Genomic DNA, 21,092 nt, shown 5'->3' with positions numbered 1-21,092 from the left:
TTTATCTTGTCTTTTGATTAAAAGGAGGCGGACGATTGATCATCCGGTCAAATGACGTGGGCTGCCTGCAATGCCGTCAGCACATCGCTCTTCAGTTCGGCCAGTCGCGCGGCGCGGCGATCGCGAGGGCGCGCGACATCGACGGACAGATCATGCTGGATGCCGCCGTCACCCGCCCCCATCATGTAGATACGGTCGCCGAGATAAAGCGCTTCATCGATGTCATGCGTGACCAGCAGGAACGAGATGCCCCGCTGTTCCACCAGCTTGAGCACGAGATCCTGCAGTTTCATGCGGGTGAATGCGTCGACGGCGCTGAAGGGTTCGTCGAGCAGCAGGATACGCGGCTGAGTATAGAGGGCCCGGGCAATGGCGACACGCTGGGCCATGCCGCCCGAAAGCGCTTTGGGAAGTGTGGTCGCGTGGCCGGTTAGGCCGACATCGGCAATCAGCCCGTTTACGCGAGCGGCGTCGAATTTGGCGCCGTCTGCGAAGCCGATATTCTGAGCCACCGTGAGCCATGGCATCAACCGTGGTTCCTGGAACACGAAGGCGACGGGTGGGGCTTTCGACGTGCTCCCGTCCTGTCCTGCCTTGACGGACACACTGCCGGAAAACTGTTTGTCGAGACCGGCGGCGATGCGCAGAAGGGTGCTCTTGCCGCAACCGCTGGGGCCGAGAAGAACAGCCGCCTGGCCATTCTCCAGGCTCAGTCTGATGTCGTGCAGCACCACCGTTTTGCCGAACGCCTTCTCGCGAACGTCTATATCGAGAAGGCTCATGCCGGGCGTCCTCCGATCGAGGTCGAATAACTGTCGCGCCAGGACAGGCAGCGGTCCTCGATCAACTTGAACAGGCTGTCGGAAATCTTGCCCAGCACCGCGAGACAGATGATCGCGATCAGCACGAGATCGGGGCGAGAGAGTTCACGGCCATCCGACAGCATGTATCCGATGCCCTCGGAGGCTGCGAGAAGTTCGGCGGCGACGACGCTTAACCAGGCAAGCGACAGGCCGTAGCGCAGGCCGGTGAAAAGGTGAGGAAGCGAGGCCGGAATGAGGATGCGCCAGACGAGTACGGGCAGCGGCTGCCGATACATTTCTCCCACTTCCACCAGTTTGCGGTCGACATTGCGGATGCCGGAAAAGAGGCTGAGATAAACGGGGAAAAACGCGCTTTTGGCGATCAGCACGATTTTCGACGTTTCTCCGATTCCGAACCAGATCATCAGGAGCGGTACCCAGGCGAGGCTTGGCACGGCACGAAGCGCCTGGAAACTTGGCTCCAGATAACGCTCGGCGGAATACCATAGCCCGACGATGGAGCCGACAACAATGGCAAGCAGCGAGCCGACGGCAAAGCCGATCAGGACGCGTAACCCACTCGCTGCGATATTTGCCCAGAGTGGTCCTTCCGCCAGATAAAGAAATGTCGCGTACAAATCCGAAGGCGGTGGCAGCACATAGGGGCTGATCCAACCCATGCGCACGAACAGCTCGAGAAGCACCAGCGCACCTACCGGCACAATGGCGCCGCGCAGATCAAGGGAAGTTATCTTGGCGCCGAACCCGGAGATTGCGCCCAGCGGGCGCGGGCTTGTCGTTTTGCTTTGCGCCTCGCCCCTGAATTCATGGGTGGACATCGTCATGCGCCGAGCACTTTCCGGGCCGGCGCGGGATCGAGGAGCTGGCCAAGCACATCATCGACGTTGGTGCCTGGCCGCAGAACTTCCGGCCCGAGAAGCGGTGTGGCCGTCCTGATGGACGCCAGCAGTTCATCGCCGGGGACAGGGTCGGTCCAGTCACGCCGGTCGACCGTCAGTTTCGTGACCTGCGGATCGCCCCCTGCCTGCTCGGTGACGAAGGCGATGAACTCCTCCTTGTTTTCGAGAATCCATTTCTGGGTCTGCGCCCATACGCCGAGCACGCGTTCAACCGCTTTCGGGTGTTTGCCGAGGAAGTCTTCCGACACGCTGAAAACACTGCCTTCGCGCCAGCTTTTATCGCTGAAGATAGCCCGGTCGCCGGCGATCTCAGCCTGTGCGGTTTGCGGGTCGATTCCTACCCATGCATCGACCTGACCCTGACGAAGCGCCGCAAAACCTTCCGGGTGCTGCAGGTTGACGATCTTGAGATCATTGATCGTCAGGTTGGATTTGGCGAGTGCGCGCACCAGCGTGAAATAGGGTGCCGTGCCCTTGGTGACGGCGATCGTCTTGCCTTTGAGATCCGCCACAGACTGCAAAGGTGAATCCTGCTTGACCTGAATGATCGATGAACCACCCCAGCTTGCCACATAGATGACTTTCAAGGGAACGCCGTTGGCGCGCGACAGGAAGGCGGAGAGGGCCGCGGAGCCTGCGAAATCGGTCGAACCGACCTTCAGGAATTCCAGTGAGTTGTTGCTGCCGCGCGATTGCACCCAGGTGATCTTGGTGCCGACATCTTTGAACGCTTCCTCAAGCCAGCCTTTGTTTTTGATGAGAAGTGTGTGGGACGAGTAAAAGCCCCAATCGAGACGCAGTTCCGTCGGGAAGTCTATGTTGGATTGCGCAAACGATGCGCTGGCCGCGAGGGGAGATGCAAGGATTGCCCCGGCACCGAGTTTGAGAGCGTTGCGCCGTGAGAACTTCAGCGTCATCAAATTTTCCTATATCTATCGAATTAGTAGATAATAAATATTAGGCTGAGCGTCTGACGAAGGTCGCGGCAAGGAATGCTATTATTCGGGTGCGACCAAGAAAATTATATTGAGAGACTGCCGACGGCTCGCAAGTGTGTTCTCCGGCGGGATTGTGAGGCGACGCTTTGCCGGGGCGGTTAGGACAACCGAGGCATGACCGTCTCGGACTCGGCATATCTTGCCCGGTCGGTGAGCGAACAGAAACAGGACGCGACCGATCCATATCGGCCATGGCTGCAAAGCAGTGGCAAGTCGCCGTGGGCGGTGACAGCGACGACGCGGCCGAGAATAATCGCGTGGCTGTGCCTTTGCCTTTGGGCGATCTCTTCCATTTCAAAGCCTTTGGCTGTGGGTGAGCCGATCGGGGCAGCAGCGCCCGTTACCAGTGTCGCCATAAGGCTGGCCGGCCTGCTGCAATCGACCGCTGTCCTTGGCCAAGTTTTGCCCGCTCGCCGACTGGCCCGGCACCGAATGGCCGGTGAGTCAGCTTGTCGGTGCCAGAAGGCCGACGACGAATGCGCGCCGCCGACCAAACGTCTGCCAACAGACCTAGCGCGCCGCCCAGCCGGCGCCGCGGCGAAAGATCGTTTTCATCTGCGGAACATCGAACTCCTTGGCCTGATGGCCGAGTGCCGAATAGAAGACCCGGCCTTTGCCGTATTTTCGTTTCCACACGACCGGCATGACGACGCCATCGATCCAGTAGGCGTGCTCGCCGGTGAATGTCGTGGTCGCGAGCACCTCGTTCGAGGGATCGACATGCATGTAATATTGCTCTGACGTGTAGGGGAAATCGGAAATCCCTTCCATCAGCGGATCATCCGGCCGGGTGATGTTGACGGTGTAGTCGATGATATTGCCGGGATGCGCCACCCACTGGCCGCCGATGATGAACTGGTAATCGACGGACTCGCGAAAGGCGTCGCCCGCGCCGCCATGGTAACCGGCAATGCCGACACCACTCTCGATCGCGGTGGCAAGGTTCTTCACCTCTTCCTTCTCGATCTTCGACATCGTCATGATCGGCACGATCAGGCTGAGGTCGTGAATGGAAGGATCGGCGAATGCCTCTGTCGAGCGCTCGACATAGACCTTGAAGCCGTCTTCCTCCAGCATGTCTTTGATCACAACGGCGCATTCCTCCGGCTCGTGGCCGCTCCAGCCGCCCCAGGCGATAAGTGCTTCGCGCATTTCCAATCTCCTCCAGATATTTCTTAGTTCGCAAGCTTGCCGTCAATCAAAGACTCCGACAGCGGGGCAGGGCGCTCCGTCGCGGTGGTGATGTCGATCGTGCGGCCTTCGGTCGAAGCGGTATGAAACGCTTCCATCACTTCCAGAACATGCAGCGCCAGATCGCCATTGGCGCGGTGCGGCCGGTTGTTGCGGATGGCAAAGGCCATGTCGGCCACCCCGATCGAGCGATAATTGCCGTCGGCATAGGGCTGGGTCAGCGGCTGTTCCTCGAACTGTCCGCCTTTCTTGAGGTAGGAAACCTCACCGCCAAAATGGTTCGGATCGGGCACGATCAACGTGCCCTCGGTGCCATAGACCTCGAGCGGCACATGCTTGTGGCCGGCGACATCAAAGCTCATGCCGATCTGTACGACGGCGCCATTGGCAAAGGCCATGACGCCCGCGACATGGGTCGGCACCTGTACGGGGATGCGCTCGCCATTGCGCGGTTCGCTGGTGATGATGCGTTCCGACCTCGGTGTCGTGGCAAAACCGGCAACCTTGGAGACGGGGCCGAGCAGGTTGACGAGATCGGTGATGTAATAGGGCCCCATGTCGAGCATCGGGCCGCCGCCGACTTCGTAATAGAAGCCGGGGTTAGGATGCCAGCGCTCGTGGCCGGGGCACATGAAGGTGGCTGTGCCGCCGACCGGAATGCCGATCACGCCCTGATCGATCAAAGCACGGGCGGTCTGGTGGCCGCCGCCGAGAAACGTGTCGGGCGCTGCCCCGATGCGCAGGCCCTTTGCCTTTGCTGCATCTGCCAGCTTTTTGCCCTCGGCAAAATTGATGCCGAGCGGTTTTTCCGAATAGGTGTGCTTGCCGGCGTCGAGTGCCTGCAGGGCAACGGTGACATGCGCCTTGGGCACCGTCAGGTTGACGATGATCTCCACCTTCGGATCAGCGAAAAGCTCATCGATCGTCTTGACGGGCAGGTTGAATTCGGCCGCCTTCGCCTCGGCAATGTCGCGGTTGAGATCCGCCAGCCCCCTGATGTCGAGAATGCCGAAGGCGCTGGTCATGGCCTTCAGATAGGCGCCCGAAATATTGCCGCATCCGATGATGCCGATACCGACCTTATCCATCTTGTCTCCTCCCGATGGCATTGTTCGTGATGGCGCGTCAGCGCGCCGGCCCTGTTGTGCTCCAGGGCGATTCATAGAGCTCGTAAAGCGCCACGGCGGCAGCGCCGCGGGCCCAGAAATCGTCGTTGGAATCGTCGAAAACGAGTTCGCTGACACCCTGCAGCGATGGTGGGATGGCAAGCGCATAAGCGTCGCCAAGGCTTTTGAGGAATGGCGCGCCAAGTGCCAGCGAGGTGCCGACCAGAATGACGCGCGGCGGCGCAAACAGCGTGACGATATTGGCGATGCTGAGGCCGATCGCTTCGCCGGCCCGGATCGCCGCCGTCATCAGTTGGCTGTCTTCCGCCTTGATCAGCGCCTGCGCATGCGCCATGCCGCGCCCGAGTTTGACCGCTTCCGCAAAGGCGCCATCGCCACGCTGGTCCGCCAAAATGGCGTTTTCGCCCGCCTGTGACGACAGGCGCATGGCCCCGTCCCGGCCCATGCCGAGCACCAGATCGCCGAGATTGTGGCTGAGGCCGCCGGCGCCACGAAACAGCCGGCCCTCATGCAGAACACCAAGCCCGAGTGTCTGTTCGAGCGAGATCAGCACCATGTCTTCAAGGTCGCGGGCCCTGCCGAACCAGTGATGGGCAAGCGTGATTGCTGTTGCATCGCTTTCGATGATCGTTGCCGTGTCGAGCCGCGCCGACATTTCGGTGGCGAAATCGACATTGGCATCCTTCAGGATCGGGCTGAAACGGATGCGGCCGGTGCGGTGCTCGATCACGCCGGGCAGGCCGAGGCAGACGCTGTGAACATCCTTCAGCGACAGTTCGGCATCAACGACGCAGCGTCGCACGCCATCTTCGATCAGGTCGGCGATCACGCTGATTGGCTGGCGGTCGATGCGGATCGGCAGCGTGAGCGTGGACAACACGTCCCCGCAAAAATCGGTGACGACGAACACCATGCGGCTGGCGGTGATCTTTGCGCCGACGACACGGGCTGCTGCCGGATTGAGCTCCAGCATGACGCGTGGCCTGCCGCGCGCGGCGGCGTTGCGGATGTCGCCTTCGTGTCGGGTCAGGATCAGCCCATCATCCAGCAGTGATCCGGTGATGGCGGAAACCGTGGTGGTCGAAAGTTCGGTGCGTTCAGAAATCTCGACGCGGGAAATCGGGCCGTGCCGCCGGATCGCATCCAGCACACTCAACCGGTTCATCGCGCGCATGAGTTCGGGGTCGGCAGTTTTCATGTCGTGTGCGCAAGCCTCTTGCGTCGAACGCGATTTAATACGCAATCCAAATTAATTTGGCTGTTTGTAGGGCGAGTTTCGGTCGTCGCGCAAGACGATTTTTGCAAAATATAACGCCACCCCGTCAAAATTGCCGGATTCTCATTCTGGCTATTGACAGGTTGAGCATGGTCCTCAATTATTTAATTCGGACACGGGATTAAAAGAGCTTTGGGAGGAGCGCCTTTTATGTCGAACACGATTTTCCATTTCCGCATGTTATCGACCGCGGCCGCATTGGCCGTATTCACGCTTGGTGGTTCCGGTTCGGCGAGCGCCGAAAGCATCATCCGCTGGATGCATGTCGAGCAGCTGCCCGCAGCTGTCAGCCTCTGGACAGAAGTTGCCAGAGAGTTTGAAGCAAAGAATCCTGGCGTCAAGATCGAGATGCAGTTCCTGGAAAACCAGGCTTTCAAGGCAAAGATGCCGACATTGCTGCAGTCCAAGGATGCTCCGAGCATGTTTTACACATGGGGCGGCGGCGTTCTGAAGGCGCAGGCCGAAACCGGCGCTTTGCGGCCGATCGATGCGGCACTCGACGCCAGTGGCGGCGAATGGCGCAATTCCATCAACCCGAATGCGATCGAAGGTTTGACCTTTGATGGAAAAGTCTGGGCATCGCCGGCGAAAAGCGGGCTTGTCTCGTTCTACTACAACAAGGAAATGTTCCAGAAGGCGGGCGTCGATGCCTCGAAGATCGTCACCTGGGATGATTTTCTGGGCGCGGTGAAAACGCTGAAGGGTGCCGGTATCACGCCGATTGCCGGCGGCGGTCTCGATAAATGGCCTCTGCATTTCTACTGGAGTTATCTCGCCATGCGCGAGGCGGGCCAGAAAGGCTTTGCCGATGCCAAGGCCGGTGAAAACGAAGGCTTCATTGCCGAGCCATTTGTGAAAGCCGGCCAGCATCTGGCGGAACTCGGCAAGCTCGAACCCTTCCAGAACGGCTATCTCGGCGCCACCTGGAACGATGCTCTGGCCACTTTCGGCGACGGCCGTGCAGCCATTCTTCTCGGCTTCGAGAGCACGCCGGGTACGCAGGCGTCGAATTCGACCAGCCGCAAGGGACTGTCGGAAGACAATATCGGCCGCTTCCAGTTCCCGACCATCGAAGGCGCGCCCGGCCTGGTCACCGACAGTTTCGGTGGTCTCAACGGCTGGGCGGTGACGAAAGACGCACCGCCGGAAACCGAGGAATTTCTGCGTTACATGGCAAGTGTCGATGTCCAGAAACGTCTGGCAAAGGACACGCAGATCATGCCGGTCGCCAAGGGCGCCAGCGAAGCGATCGAGAAACCGCTCCTGAAGGACGTCGCGGAAACGCTGGCCAAGGAAACCTGGCACCAGAATTTCCTAGATCAGGATCTGGGTCCGAATGTCGGTGCCGTGGTCAACGATGTCAGCGTCGAGATCGTCTCCGGCGGCATGGAACCGGCCGATGCGGCCCAGCAGATCGAGGATGCCTTTTCCCTCGAGCGCCAATAGGGCGCTTTGCCTGCGCTCCCGCTCCATGGGTTTTAGGCCCCGGAGCGCAGGCGACCCTTTTCCAGACCATACCGCCCCGTCCGTGCGAGATGAGGAATGCGAATGAGCATGAGCGAAACCACCATGCCCGGCAGGACCTATGCTGCGGCGAATGGGCAGACAAGGCCACGTGCGACGCTGCAACGGCGAAAACGGTCGCTGAAGCACAGCAAATGGCCGGTGCTGCTGCTGTTCCTGCCGCCGGCGCTGATGCTGTTCACCGTGCTCGTCATCCTGCCGATGGGCGAGGCGGCGTGGTATTCCTTCTATAACTGGAACGGTTATGGCCTGCCTGAGCAATGGGTCGGCTGGCGTAATTACCAGCTGATCTTCCGCAACAGCGCCTTCAGCCAGGCGCTGATCAACAACGGCATGATCGTGGTCGCCTCGATCCTCATCCAGATCCCGCTGGCGCTGTGGCTGGCGACGATGATTTCCAGCCGCATCCATGGCGCACTGTTTTTCCGGCTGATCTTCTTTCTGCCTTACGTGCTGGCGGATGTCGCCGCCGGCATGATCTGGCGGTTCGTTTATGACGGCGATTTCGGTCTGGTCGGCGGCATCGCCCATCTCTTCGGCGCGGAACCACCCTATTGGCTGGCCGATCGCGATACCGCCATGTACGCCATCCTCGGTGTCGTCATCTGGAAATACTTTGGTTTTCACATGATGCTGTTCATCGCCGGCCTGCAGGCGATCGACAAAAGCGTGCTTGAAGCGGCCGATATCGACGGCGCCACCGGTTTCCAGAAATTCCGTCTGGTCACGCTGCCGCTGCTCGGTTCCACCGTGCGCCTGTCCGTCTTCTTCGCGGTCGTCGGTTCGCTGCAGCTGTTCGACATGATCATGCCGCTCACCGGTGGTGGTCCGTCCAACTCCACGCAGACGATGGTGACCTTCCTCTACAATTTCGGGGTGACCCGCATGCAGGTGGGTTTCGGCAGCGCCGTCGGCGTCGTGCTGTTCGTCATCTGCGTCACGCTCGCCTTCAGCTACAAGCGGATTTTTATGCGCCATGACTGATATCGCCACATCCCAGCCCATCGATGCCGCAACGGCGCCCGGTTCCGGCCAGCGCCTGCGCACCGCCACGCAGATCTACATGTATGTGGCGCTCATCATCGTCGCCGCCATCGTCGTGGTGCCGCTGATCAGCGCGGCGCTCGGCGGCTTCAAGTCACTCAGCGATCTGCGCGGCAATCCTTTTGGTCTGCCCACGGAATGGCAGTGGTCCAACTATGGCGATATCATCGTCAGCCAGCGTTATTGGCTGCAGATGGGCAATTCGCTGGTGATCGCGGTGCTGACCGTGTTCCTGACGCTGGCCTTCGGCGCCATGGCGGCCTTCTGTTTTGCCCATATCCGCTTTTTCGGCTCGGATTATCTGCTCAACTACTTTCTGATCGGCCTGATGTTCCCGGCCGCCACTGCCATCCTGCCACTTTATATCCGCATCCGCGATCTCGGCCTCGTCGACACCTATTGGGGTGTGGTCCTGCCGCAGGTGGCCTTCGGCACCGGCATGAGCATCATGCTGTTCCGCAATTATTTTCGAAACCTGCCATCAGAACTGTTCGATGCGGCTTTCGTCGATGGCTGCGGTTACATGCGCTTCTTCTGGCACGTCACCCTGCCGCTATCGCGGCCGATCATCGCCACCGTCGGTATCATCTCCTTCGTCGGCAGCTGGAACAGCTATATCCTGCCGCTGATCATGCTGAATTCCGAAAGCCGTTATCCCTGGCCGCTCGGCATCATGATCTATCGCGGCGAGTTCAACACCGAATGGCAGCTGGTTCTGGCCTTCATCACGCTCACAATCCTGCCGACCATCATCGTCTTTTTCCTCGCTCAGAAACACATCATCGCCGGCCTCACTGCCGGTGCGGTAAAATCCTGACAGCCGGACCGGAGGATCACACATGGCATCCGTAGAACTTCACGAAGTCCGCAAGGCTTTTGGCGCACTCGAAGTCATTCATGGCGTCTCGCTGTCCATCGAGGATGGTGAGTTCGTCGCGCTGGTCGGCCCCTCCGGCTGCGGCAAGTCCACCCTTTTGCGCATGATCGCCGGGCTGGAGGATATTTCCGGCGGCGACATCATCATCGATGATGCCGTCGTCAACGACCTGACGCCGCGCGAACGAAACATCGCCATGGTCTTTCAGTCCTATGCGCTTTATCCGCACATGACGGTCGCAGAAAACATGGGCTTCAATCTTCGGCTTTCCGGGGCTTCAAAGGCGGAAATCGTCGAGCGGGTCAATGAAGCCGCACGCATGCTCGATCTTGTGCCGCTGATGGAGCGTAAACCTGCCCAGCTTTCCGGTGGTCAGCGCCAGCGCGTGGCGATGGGCCGAGCGATCGTGCGCAACCCGGCGGTCTTTCTCTTCGACGAGCCGCTCTCCAACCTCGATGCCAAGCTGCGCGTGCAGATGCGCTCCGAGATCAAGACACTGCACCAGAAGGTCAAGACGACTTCCATTTATGTCACCCACGACCAGATCGAGGCAATGACGTTGGCCGACCGGATCGTCGTGCTCAATCAGGGCAGGGTGGAGCAGCAGGGCACGCCGATGGAACTTTACAAAAATCCGGCTAATCTTTTCGTGGCGGCGTTCATCGGCTCGCCGGCCATGAACCTGCTGGACGGCACCGTCGATGCGGACGGCGGCGAGGCGGCCGCCCGCCTCTCGGACGGCACGGCCATTCGCATTGCGCAGGATCGCAAGGTCAGGCGTGGCCAGCCGATCAAGATCGGCCTGCGGCCCGAACATTTGAGCCCCGGCAAGGCGGGTACACCGCTCTCAGGCCAGACCCTGCTGGTCGAACCGACCGGTGCCCAGACACATGTGATCTTCGATCTCGCCGGCCAGCCGGTAACGGCGATTGTCGATGGCGAATATCCGCAGCGTTATGGCTCGCTTTTTCAGGCAAACATCGCGGCGGAACAGGTGCATGTGTTCGACCGCGAGACTGGTGTGGCGCTATAGTCCGTCAGTAAGTCTGTTGTCGAGCTTCAAGCCGCCGGCGGAAACAGGCTTGCAGCTTCGGCGCGGGCAGATATCGACTGGATGATTTGTTTGATCTTGGGTTTGGATCTGCCTTCCGGCAGAACATAAAACCCCATCACCGCGCGCCGGCGTGAGCTCGGCGCGGTGATCATCACCTCCCGCAGACCGTTTTTGACAAAGTAGTCTCTCAGCACGTCACTGTGGATCAGGACCGCGTCCGTCTCCAGCGCAAAACTGATACACGCGTCCATCGAATTGCAGGCGAAAGCATGGCCAATGCCATCGAGATCCTGCGCTCCCGTACCTGAGATTAGGCGTTTTTGCCGTGCATCCGTCGGGTTCGCCATTGTCGTCGGGTAGGCGCGTACTTCGTCGATCGAATGCGTGCGCGCAAGAAGTGGATGCCCTTCGCGGACGAAATACCCGTCGGTGGCCAGCCCCAGAGGAATAAAATCCACCGCAAGTCCCGGTTTCAGATGATCGATGCGATGGCCCATGAACAGGGAGATGTCACCGGCTATCAACTGGTCCATGCAGCGCATCATGTTGCCGATGCTGACATTGATTGGTGCAGCCGGATGCGTCTTGAAGTGCTCGATCACAAAATCCTTCAGAAGCAGGATCCAGGTCGAATACCCGGTGCCGATGCTGATGCCTTCCTCGAGTTCGGCTTTTTGCCGGGCAATCGTTGCCAGCGCGTTTGTGTGCAGCCGGCTCATGAAGACCGCGCTGTTGTAGAGGGTCTCTCCGTAAGGGGTCAGTTGCACCCCGCGCACCGATCGGTGAAAAAGTTCAACGCCGAGCGACTGTTCCAGCCGCTTGATGTTGTAGCTCAGCGCGGGTTGGGAAATGTGCAGTATTTCGGCTGCCGCCATGAATGATCCAGCCTCGGCGACTGCTGCGAATTGCTCCAATGCCTTGTCCATAGCTTCCTCCCGCTTTCATAAAGGATTTTTATGATTGGGCGGAAATATTCTATTTGTCCATATGCCCCGCGACAGCTAGTCTTCTTCATGCAAGCGCACCCGAGGAGGGGTTGAGCTCGCAGGACCGCCCTGTCCACAGCCTGGACGGGATGGATATCGTCTCGGGAGGATGACATGAATATGACCCTTATCGGTCGGCGTCGGTTCTTCGGCGCCGGGTTGGCCGCTGCTACCCTGCCATTGCTCGCTGGAACCCGCGCTTTCGCGCAGGAGGCCGCCAATATCCGTATGATCTGGTGGGGTGGCGATGAACGCGCGCGCCGCACGAATGCGGCTATCGATCTGTTTAAGAAAGCCAATCCGCAAACTGCCGTCCAAGCCGAATTCATGGGTTGGGATGATTACTGGGCGCGCCTGGCGACACAGGTCGCGGGTGGCAATGCCCCCGATTTCATCCAGATGGATTACCGTTACATGTTCGAATACGCGCGTCGTGGCGCGATCCGGCCGCTGGATGAATATCTGGGCAAGCAGCTCAAGCTTGAGGATTTCGGCAAGGTCAATCTCGACAGCTGCTCCGTGGATGGCAAGCTTTACGGCGGCAATGTCGGCGTCAATGCATTTGCCGTCGTCTTCGATGCCAAGGCATGGGGCGAAGCCGGTGTCGAACCGCCGGATCTCAAGATGACCTGGGACGGTTTTGCCGAAAAATGCGCTGCCTTTACCAAGGGCAACAAGAACAAGCGTGTCAGCGCCGTCGCGGATGGCAGCGGCCAGGAAACCCTTTTCGAAATCTGGCTGCGTACGCAGGGCAAGGCGCTCTACAATCCGGATGGCACACTGGCTTACGATGCCGCGGATGCCGGCCGCTGGTTCGCCTATTGGGCCGATATGCGCAAGGCGAAAAGCTGCGTGGCCGCGGACATTCAGGCGCTTTACAAGCAGTCTCCCGAAACCTCGCCGATCGTCAATGGTCGCGCGGTCACCGATTTCGTTCATTCCAACCAGTTCGAAGGTTGCCAGAAGCTCGTTCCGTTCGAACTGACGGCAACCGGCACGCCGGTTCAGGACGGCGGTAAACCTGGCCAGTATCTGAAACCTTCACAGTTGTTTGCGATTTCGGCGAGTTCGAAAAATCCCGAAGCAACGGCGCAGCTGATCAATTTCCTGATTGCCGAACCGGAAGGCGCGAAGATCCTCGGTCTCGATCGCGGCGTTCCTGCTTCGCCTGCAATCCGCGATGCCATCATGGCGGATCTCAACCCCAATGCCCGAAAGGTGGTCGAACTCGTATCTGCCATCACGCCGCTGGTCGGACCTTTGCCACCGGCGCCGCCGCGTGGTGCGGGTGAAATCAACGACGTTCTGATCCGCATCAGTCAGGAGGCTTCGTTTGAGGGGATCACCCCTGAACAGGCCGGTGCGAACATGGTCGATGAGGCCGCTGCCATCCTGAAGCGTGGTTGATGATGACTGTGCAGGATACACATGCAATGCAGTTTTCGAGGCGGCCGGCTGGCCGTCTCGTGACCGCGATCCGCCGAAACGGCGCCGGGTATCTTTTTCTCTCGCCCTGGCTGATCGGCTTTTTCTGCCTGACACTCGGTCCGGCACTTGCCTCACTCTACCTCTCGTTTACGCGGTTCGATCTGTTGACCGCGCCGGAATTCATCGGTGCCCAGAACTATGTTCGCATGGTCACGGCCGATCCGAAATTTGCGGCGTCGATGAAGGTCACGCTGATCTATGTCGCCCTGTCAGTGCCGCTGAAACTGATCTTCGCGCTGGCGGTGGCCATGGTGCTGAACCGGGGCATGCGGGGGCTGCCGGTCTACCGGGCAATCTTCTACCTTCCTTCCCTTCTCGGCACGTCCGTCGCGATCGCGGTTTTGTGGCGGCAGCTTTTTGCCTCGGACGGTATGGTCAACGGTCTTTTGGCCCAGTTCGGCATCGAAGGGCCGAGCTGGATTTCGAACCCGAACTATTCGATCTACACTCTGGTGGTTTTGTCGGTGTGGCAGTTCGGTTCGCCGATGATCATTTTTCTGGCGGGGCTTCGCCAGATACCGACAGACATGTATGAGGCGGCCAGTCTCGACGGAGCATCACCCTCCCGACAGTTCTGGCGCATTACCCTGCCGCTTCTGTCGCCGGTGATCTTCTTCAACCTGGTGATCCAGGTGATCGAGGCATTCAAGGCTTTCACACCGGCGTTCGTCATCTCCGGCGGTTCGGGTGGCCCGATCAATTCGACGCTGTTCTATACGCTGTATCTCTATCAGGAAGGTTTCAGCTATTTCCGCATGGGTTACGCGTCAGCGCTGGCCTGGGTGCTGGTGGCCATCATCGCCGTGTTTACCGCGATCTCCTTCCTGACGACAAAATACTGGGTGCATTACGATGACTGATGCTTTGCAGCATATGCCGGGGCGCGGCCCTACGCATCCACGGCTGACGGGTGTTATTCGCCACGTCCTGCTTGTCGCGATCTGTTTCGCGATGGTCTATCCGATCCTCTGGATGTTGTCGGGTTCATTGAGGCCGGCTTCCGAACTGTTCGGCGGCGATGCGGGGCTGATCCCGTCTCAGGTCACGGTCGAGGCCTATCCCAATGGCTGGTTCGGACTGCAGATCAATTTTGGCCAGTTTTTCCTGAACTCGTTGATCATCGCCGTATTGGCAACGGTGGGCAACGTGGCGGCCGCATCGCTCGTGGCCTATGCGTTCGCAAGGTTGCAGTTCTGGGGGCGTGGCTTCTGGTTCGCCTTGATGCTGGGCACGCTGATGTTGCCCTATCACGTGACGCTCATCCCGCAATATGTGCTGTTCCGCAATCTTGACTGGGTCAATACCTGGTGGCCGCTGATCTTGCCCAAATATTTTGCGGTGGACGCCTTCTTCATCTTTCTGATGGTGCAGTTTTTCCGTGGCATCCCGAAGGAGCTGGATGAAGCGGCCCGGATGGATGGTTGCAGTGCCTGGCGCATCTACTGGAAAATCATCCTGCCGCTATCCATGCCGGTTCTGGCAACGGCCGCGATCTTCTCGTTCATCTGGACCTGGGAGGATTTTTTCGGGCCGCTGATCTATATCAGCGAGATGCGCAACTACACGGTTCAGCTCGGCTTGCGCTCGTTCATCGACTCCAGCGGCACATCCAGCTGGAACGAGCTGTTTGCCATGTCGGCCCTGTCTCTGGTGCCGATCTTCCTGATCTTTCTGTTTTTCCAGCGTCTGCTGATCGAAGGCATCGCCACGACCGGCATGAAACGCTGAAACCCTTTTGGCCAGCCCATGGTGGCTGAAATCTGGATATGCGAATGGTTACGACTATCACTCTCAACAATGTCGAAAAGCGTTTTGGCGCACTGGACGTGATCCGGGGCATCGATCTCGAAATCAAGCCGGGCGCATTCACCGTCTTCGTTGGCCCGTCTGGCTGCGGCAAGTCCACGTTGCTGCGCATGATCGCCGGTCTGGAAACGATCTCGGGCGGCGATCTGCTGATCGATGGCGAACGCATGAATGATATTGCCGCCTCGAAGCGTGGCATCGCCATGGTGTTCCAGTCCTATGCGCTCTATCCGCATATGAGCGTCTACAAGAACCTTGCCTTCGGCCTTGAGACGGCGGGTTACAAACGAGAAGAGGTCGATCGCCGCGTACGTGAGGCCGCTGCCACGTTGCAGATCACCGATTATCTCCAGCGCAAGCCCAAGGCGCTGTCCGGCGGCCAGCGCCAGCGCGTCGCCATCGGTCGTTCAATCGTGCGCGATCCGAAAATCTTCCTGTTCGACGAACCGCTCTCCAATCTCGATGCGGAACTGCGGGTGCAGATGCGTGTCGAAATCACCAAGCTGCATGAGCGGCTCGGCAATACGATGATCTACGTTACGCACGATCAGGTTGAGGCGATGACCATGGCTGATCAGATCGTGGTGCTCAAGGCAGGCAAGGTCATGCAGGCGGGTTCGCCGCTGGAACTCTACAACAATCCCGCCAACCAGTTCGTCGCCGGTTTTATCGGCTCGCCGAAGATGAATTTTGTCGCCGTACAGGCGGCGGATGGCACGGCGGTGACATTGAACGGCACGCGGATTGAAACCGGGCGACAGTTTTCGAGTGGCAAGCTGACTTTGGGTATCCGACCGGAGCATATCGAAATTGGCGATGGGGCCGGGCAAGTCATCTGCGAGGCTCGCATCGAACTGGTCGAGCATCTCGGCGGCAGCACGGTACTGCATGTCCTTCCACCATTTCAGGAGGAAACGATGACGGTGGTCCTGTCCGGTCAGCAGGCATGCCGATCGGGCGAGAGTGTCGCATTGCGCATCGATCCGAAAAATTGCCACCTATTCGATGCCGAAGGCCGCGCTTTGCCCAGATAGGGCGAAACGTCCTTCCCACGAAATGATCAGAAACATCTTGTTCCGCCGGATCGGCATCGTCGATCGGAACGGTTTGGCGTGAACGCAAGAGGAGATAGTCCATGAGCAAGAAGAAATACGTCCTTGTCGGCACAGGTGCCCGCGCCCGCATGTTCTACGAGGCGATCGCTCGCGATTATCGCGAGCATGGCGAACTGGTCGCGCTCTGCGATACCAACCAGACCCGCATGGATTACACCAACAAGGTCCTGGTGGAGGAGTTCGGTCTTGTCCAGTTGCCGACTTACAAAGCCGAGGATTTCGGGCGCATGCTCGATGAGACCGGTGCCGACGTGGTGATCGTCACCTCAATCGACCGGACACACCACATCTACATCATTGCGGCACTCGAGGCTGGTCGCGACGTTATCACGGAAAAGCCGATGACCACGGATGTGGTCAAATGCCAGCAGATCATCGACACCGCGAAGCGCACCGGTCGCTCGGTTCGAGTTACCTTCAACTACCGTTATGCGCCACACAATGCCGCGGTTCACGACATCATCGCGTCGGGCGGCATCGGCGAGGTCTTCTCCGTGCATTTCGAATGGCTGCTCGATACCAAGCACGGAGCCGACTATTTTCGCCGCTGGCATCGCGACAAGCGCAACAGTGGCGGCCTGATGGTGCATAAATCCACCCATCATTTCGACCTTGTGAACTTCTGGCTTCAAAGCCAGCCGCAGACCGTGTTCGGCATGGGCGACCTGCGCTTTTATGGCCGCGCCAATGCGGAGGAGCGCGGTTTGTTTACACCCTATACACGTACGACTGAAGTGAAGGCTGCAAAGGCTGATCCGTTTGCCATCGATTTGACCGACAGCCCGGTGCAGAAAGCACTTTATTGGGATGCCGAACACGAGGACGGTTATCAGCGCGACCAGAACGTTTTTGGAGATGGGATCAGTATTGAAGACACGATGCAGGTGATGGTGCGTTACAAAAATCGCGCGGTCATGACGTATTCGCTGAATACCTACGCGCCTTGGGAAGGTTTCAACGTCGCCTTCAACGGCTCGAAGGGACGCATCGAACTGATGGTGCGCGAAACGTCCTATATCAATGCTGGTGGCTCTTCCGACAAGGAAGGTGCAGCGAAGGGCATTCAACTCTATCATTTCCCGCTGCATGGCGAACCACGCGTCGTGCCGGTGGTGATGGGCGAGGGCGGCCATGGCGGTGGCGACAACCGCATGCTGGCCGATATTTTTGGCGATGCGAAGTCGGGCAGCGCCTTCGCCGCAGATTTTCGCGACGGCGCCATGTCAATCCTGACAGGTCTCGCCGCCAATCGTTCGTTCCAGACCGGTCTGCCGGTTGAAGTCGCGGATATGGTCGATCTCTGAACGGTTCGTCCGACATGTCTGCACACCAAGTCGAGGAGAAAGGCACTATGAAACTGCTGGATGAAGACCGTCTGTTCCCGACCGAGGAGCGGTCGCGGCGTGTGGCGCGTACGCTTTACGAGCAGGTGCGTGACCTGCCGATCATCAGCCCGCATGGGCATACCGATCCTCGTTGGTATGCGGAGGATGCAGCCTTCCCAGATCCGGCGCAACTCATTGTGACGCCGGATCACTACGTCTTCCGAATGCTGGCCTCGCAAGGGATCAGCATGACCGATCTCGGTGTGCCGCGCGCCGATGGGGGGCCGGTGGAGACCGATGGTCGCAAGATCTGGACATTGTTTGCCGCCAATTATCATCTCTTTCGCGGCACCCCGTCCCGGCTCTGGCTCGATCATTCGTTTCAGGACGTGTTCGGCATCGACCGGCGCCTCAGCGCCGACACGGCCGATTGGTATTACGATCACATTGCCGATTGCCTGGGCCAACCGGAATACCGCCCTCGTGCCCTGTTCAAGCGGTTCAACATCGAGGCGATCGCAACGACCGAAGCCGCAACCGATGATCTGCGCTGGCACAGGATGATCCGCGAAAGCGGCTGGCATGGCAGGGTGGTGACCGCCTACCGCCCGGACAATGTCGTTGATCCTGAAATGGCGGGTTTTGCCGAAAACATCATGCTGATGGGTGAGCAGACCGGTTTCGACACGTCCAGCTGGGCGGGCTATCTCGATGCCCATCGTGCTCGTCGAGCCTTTTTCAAGCAGTTTGGCGCGACGTCTTCCGATCATGGTCATCCTTCAGCCCGAACGGAAGATCTGCCGAAGGACGAGGCCGCCGCCCTCTTCCAGAAAGCATTGCGCGGCGCATGTTCAGCAGCCGAGGCGGACGCATTCCGGGGCCAGATGCTGACCGAGATGGCGCGCATGAGCATCGAGGACGGCCTTGTCCTGCAGATTCATGCGGGGTCGCGGCGCAATCATTCTGGCCAGGTCATGGCCATGTTCGGAAGAGACAAGGGGTTCGATATTCCGGGACGGACCGATTATGTGACCGCGCTGCAACCGTTGCTGAATGCTGTCGGCATGCGGCCTGATTTGACGGTGATCCTGTTTACTCTCGACGAGACGAGTTATTCGCGCGAGCTTGCGCCTCTGGCCGGCGCTTATCCGTGCTTGCGTATCGGCCCCGCCTGGTGGTTTTACGACAGCCCGGAAGGCATGCTTCGCTATCGTGAAACCGTCACGGAAACCGCCGGTTTCTATAACACGGTCGGTTTCAACGACGATACGCGCGCGTTCTGCTCGATACCGGCGCGCCATGATGTCGCCAGACGCGTGGATTGCGGATATCTCGCCAACCTCGTCGTGTCGGGACGTATCGCGGAAGACGAGGCCGGGGATGTTGCCCACGACCTTGCCTACGGATTGGCGAAGCGGTCTTACAAGATGTAAGCGACCGGCAATCCTGTTTCCGGCCGCAGCGTCTGTGTCCCGCGCTGTCAATATAACGTCAGCCCAGACGCGTGAGCGTGAAACCTTTGGTTCCATCGTTCGTTGATGCCGCCATGAACAATGACGAGCTGAAACCGAAACAGGTCAACGGTGCCGATCCTGCTGCGCCTGAAAAGGCGCGTCAGATTGAAGAACAGAGCGAGGGCGATCCGCCGCCACCGCCGGATATCGTTGAGACCGACCCCGACATGACGCCGGAAGAACTGGAGCGCGCGCGCAAGAAATACCTGCTGCGTCGCTTCTGGATCAGCGCCCGCGGATACTGGAGCCGTCGCGGCGATAAGATCGCCTGGCCATTCTCGGTCGGGCTTTTGGCGCTTATTTGCATCAATGTCGGCTTTCAGTACGGGGTGAACGTCTGGAACCGCGGCCTGTTCGATGCCATCGAGCAGCGTAACGCTCCGACGGTCTATTCTCTGGGAGCCTTGTTTCCGCTGCTGGTTGTCGGCAGCGTCGGTATCGTGACCTCGCAGGTCTATGTGCGGATGTTGATCCAGCGACGCTGGCGCTCCTGGCTGACCAAATCGACGATTGCACGCTGGCTCGCCGGCGGCCGGTATTACCAGCTCAATCTGATCGATGGCGATCACCAGAACCCGGAGGCACGCCTTTCGGAGGATATGCGGATTGCCACAGAGGCTCCCGTTGATTTTGTCGCTGGCGTCGTCGCCGCTTTCCTGTCGGCATCCACTTTTATTGCCGTCCTGTGGACGATCGGTGGAGCGCTGACGCTGTCTATCGGTGGCTCCGAGATTACGATTCCCGGCTTCCTGGTTATTGCGGCCGTCCTCTATGCGGTCATCACCTCAACTTCGATCGCCGTCATCGGGCGTCGATTTGTCCAGGTCTCCGAGGTAAAGAACCAGCTGGAGGCGGAATTTCGCTACACGCTGACCCGCGTGCGCGAAAACGGCGAGAGCATTGCGCTTCTCGGCGGTGAAGAGGAAGAGCGCAGCGATCTCGACAGGAAATTCGGTGCCGTTCGTCACCAGTGGCGGAAACTCGCGAACCAGTACATGCGCACGACGCTGGTTTCGCACAGCTCCCTGCTGATCGCTCCTGTTGTGCCTGTCCTGCTTTGCGTGCCGAAATTTCTCGATGGCAGCATGTCGCTCGGGCAGGTCATGCAGGCGGCATCCGCCTTCACCATCGTGCAGGGAGCATTCGGATGGCTGGTCGACAACTACCCGCGTCTGGCAGACTGGAATGCCTGCGCGCGCCGTGTGGCATCTCTCATGATGTCGCTCGATGGGCTTGAGCGGGCAGAACAGAGCGATACGCTTGGTCGCATCGCTCGCGGCGAGACGGAGGGCGAGACCATGCTTTCGCTGCGTGATCTCTCCGTCAAGCTCGGCGATGGAACTGCCGTGGTCAAGGAAACACAGGTGGAGATCGGACCCGGCGAGCGGGTGCTTGTTGCCGGCGAGTCCGGATCGGGGAAAAGCACGCTGGTTCGCGCGATTGCCGGCCTGTGGCCATGGGGCAGTGGCAGCGTCAATTTCCACCCCGACAGCCGCTTGTTCATGCTGCCCCAGAAACCTTACATCCCAACCGGCACGCTTCGTCGCGCGGTATCGTATCCCCAGTCTTCCGACATCTGGACATCCGAAGAGATTGCGGCAGCGCTGGAAAAGGTCGGACTCGGCCATCTCAAGGACAAGATCGAGGACGACGCGCCATGGGACCAGACATTGTCGGGCGGCGAGAAGCAACGCCTCACCTTCGCACGGCTGCTGCTGAATGATCCCGATATCATCGTCATGGACGAGGCAACGGCCGCGCTTGATGACAAGAGCCAGGACCGGATGATGGAAATCGTCACGCAAGAACTGCCTAAGGCGACGATCCTGAGCGTTGCTCACCGTGCCGAACTCGAGGCGTTCCATAGCCGCAAGATCACCTTGGAGCGCCGGGACGGCGGCGCACGGCTCGTCAGCGATATCGACCTTCTGCCGCTGAAGGGCAAATCGCGGTCATTGCTGCAGCGGGTGGTGAAGAGAGCGCCATGGCCGAGATCGGGGTCGCCGACCAAATGAGGACCGATGCTGTTTTGCTGGCATCGTCG

Annotated in this window: 18 protein-coding genes; 11 read left to right on the top strand and 7 right to left on the bottom strand. The window is 59.4% G+C overall.

Going from position 1 to position 21,092, the window contains the following annotated elements:
* Window positions 1–47: 47 nt before the first annotated feature.
* The 6 genes from ACRQ1B_RS19895 to ACRQ1B_RS19870 form a co-directional block, all read right to left on the bottom strand.
* Window positions 48–782, bottom strand: a complete 735-nt coding sequence (locus tag ACRQ1B_RS19895; protein ID WP_432295736.1) for an ABC transporter ATP-binding protein — start codon at window positions 780–782, stop codon at window positions 48–50.
* Entirely contained in the window at window positions 779–1,648 is an 870-nt protein-coding gene (locus tag ACRQ1B_RS19890) for an ABC transporter permease (protein WP_432295735.1), read from the bottom strand. The genes ACRQ1B_RS19895 and ACRQ1B_RS19890 overlap by 4 nt, the downstream gene beginning before the upstream one ends.
* Window positions 1,645–2,640 (bottom strand): aliphatic sulfonate ABC transporter substrate-binding protein, encoded by a 996-nt coding sequence (locus tag ACRQ1B_RS19885; RefSeq protein ID WP_432295734.1) that lies wholly within the window; start codon window positions 2,638–2,640, stop codon window positions 1,645–1,647. Before ACRQ1B_RS19885 ends, ACRQ1B_RS19890 begins: the two co-directional genes overlap by 4 nt.
* Before the next feature lie 591 nt (window positions 2,641–3,231).
* A complete protein-coding gene (locus tag ACRQ1B_RS19880) occupies window positions 3,232–3,873 on the bottom strand; it encodes a ThuA domain-containing protein (RefSeq protein WP_432295732.1) in 642 nt (213 codons plus the stop codon).
* A gap of 23 nt (window positions 3,874–3,896) precedes the next feature.
* Complete coding sequence (locus tag ACRQ1B_RS19875) at window positions 3,897–5,000, bottom strand: Gfo/Idh/MocA family protein (protein WP_432295731.1); 1,104 nt, start codon at window positions 4,998–5,000, stop codon at window positions 3,897–3,899.
* A gap of 37 nt (window positions 5,001–5,037) precedes the next feature.
* Window positions 5,038–6,237 (bottom strand): ROK family protein, encoded by a 1,200-nt coding sequence (locus ACRQ1B_RS19870; RefSeq protein WP_432295730.1) that lies wholly within the window; start codon window positions 6,235–6,237, stop codon window positions 5,038–5,040.
* 228 nt (window positions 6,238–6,465) lie between these two features.
* Here ACRQ1B_RS19870 and ACRQ1B_RS19865 point away from each other — a divergent pair, with 228 nt between their 5' ends.
* From ACRQ1B_RS19865 to ACRQ1B_RS19850, 4 genes are all read left to right on the top strand, one after another.
* Window positions 6,466–7,761, top strand: a complete 1,296-nt coding sequence (locus ACRQ1B_RS19865) for an extracellular solute-binding protein (protein WP_432295729.1) — start codon at window positions 6,466–6,468, stop codon at window positions 7,759–7,761.
* Between the two features lie 108 nt (window positions 7,762–7,869).
* Entirely contained in the window at window positions 7,870–8,823 is a 954-nt protein-coding gene (locus ACRQ1B_RS19860) for a carbohydrate ABC transporter permease (RefSeq protein ID WP_432295809.1), read from the top strand.
* Window positions 8,824–8,902: 79 nt separating this feature from the next.
* The gene (locus ACRQ1B_RS19855) at window positions 8,903–9,700 is read left to right on the top strand and encodes a carbohydrate ABC transporter permease (protein ID WP_432295808.1); all 798 of its coding nucleotides are present in this window, start codon (window positions 8,903–8,905) and stop codon (window positions 9,698–9,700) included.
* A 22-nt stretch (window positions 9,701–9,722) separates the two neighbouring features.
* Window positions 9,723–10,793: an ABC transporter ATP-binding protein gene (locus ACRQ1B_RS19850; protein ID WP_432295728.1), complete on the top strand. Its 1,071-nt coding sequence runs from the start codon at window positions 9,723–9,725 to the stop codon at window positions 10,791–10,793.
* A 26-nt stretch (window positions 10,794–10,819) separates the two neighbouring features.
* On the opposite strand, the gene ACRQ1B_RS19845 is transcribed toward ACRQ1B_RS19850, so the two are convergent.
* Complete coding sequence (locus ACRQ1B_RS19845; protein WP_432295727.1) at window positions 10,820–11,740, bottom strand: LysR family transcriptional regulator; 921 nt, start codon at window positions 11,738–11,740, stop codon at window positions 10,820–10,822.
* Between the two features lie 174 nt (window positions 11,741–11,914).
* Here ACRQ1B_RS19845 and ACRQ1B_RS19840 point away from each other — a divergent pair, with 174 nt between their 5' ends.
* The 7 genes from ACRQ1B_RS19840 to ACRQ1B_RS19810 all read left to right on the top strand — a co-directional run bounded on the left by ACRQ1B_RS19840 (window position 11,915) and on the right by ACRQ1B_RS19810 (window position 21,063).
* Window positions 11,915–13,207 carry an ABC transporter substrate-binding protein gene (locus ACRQ1B_RS19840; RefSeq protein ID WP_432295726.1) on the top strand — a complete coding sequence of 431 codons (1,293 nt, stop codon included), beginning with the start codon at window positions 11,915–11,917 and terminating at the stop codon, window positions 13,205–13,207.
* 26 nt (window positions 13,208–13,233) lie between these two features.
* Entirely contained in the window at window positions 13,234–14,148 is a 915-nt protein-coding gene (locus ACRQ1B_RS19835) for a carbohydrate ABC transporter permease (protein WP_432295725.1), read from the top strand.
* Window positions 14,141–15,016, top strand: a complete 876-nt coding sequence (locus ACRQ1B_RS19830; protein ID WP_432295723.1) for a carbohydrate ABC transporter permease — start codon at window positions 14,141–14,143, stop codon at window positions 15,014–15,016. Before ACRQ1B_RS19835 ends, ACRQ1B_RS19830 begins: the two co-directional genes overlap by 8 nt.
* Window positions 15,017–15,060: 44 nt before the next feature.
* Window positions 15,061–16,128 carry an ABC transporter ATP-binding protein gene (locus tag ACRQ1B_RS19825; protein WP_432295721.1) on the top strand — a complete coding sequence of 356 codons (1,068 nt, stop codon included), beginning with the start codon at window positions 15,061–15,063 and terminating at the stop codon, window positions 16,126–16,128.
* 101 nt (window positions 16,129–16,229) lie between these two features.
* Window positions 16,230–17,513: a Gfo/Idh/MocA family oxidoreductase gene (locus ACRQ1B_RS19820; RefSeq protein ID WP_432295719.1), complete on the top strand. Its 1,284-nt coding sequence runs from the start codon at window positions 16,230–16,232 to the stop codon at window positions 17,511–17,513.
* A gap of 47 nt (window positions 17,514–17,560) precedes the next feature.
* Window positions 17,561–18,967, top strand: coding sequence for a glucuronate isomerase (gene uxaC, locus ACRQ1B_RS19815; protein WP_432295717.1), 1,407 nt, complete (start codon window positions 17,561–17,563; stop codon window positions 18,965–18,967).
* A gap of 113 nt (window positions 18,968–19,080) precedes the next feature.
* Window positions 19,081–21,063: an ABC transporter ATP-binding protein/permease gene (locus ACRQ1B_RS19810; RefSeq protein ID WP_432295715.1), complete on the top strand. Its 1,983-nt coding sequence runs from the start codon at window positions 19,081–19,083 to the stop codon at window positions 21,061–21,063.
* Window positions 21,064–21,092 lie beyond the last annotated feature (29 nt).

Origin of the sequence: Endobacterium panacihumi (assembly GCF_050847465.1) — a bacterium.
Lineage (GTDB): Bacteria > Pseudomonadota > Alphaproteobacteria > Rhizobiales > Rhizobiaceae > Neorhizobium > Neorhizobium panacihumi.
This window is presented reverse-complemented; position numbering and strand designations above follow the sequence as displayed.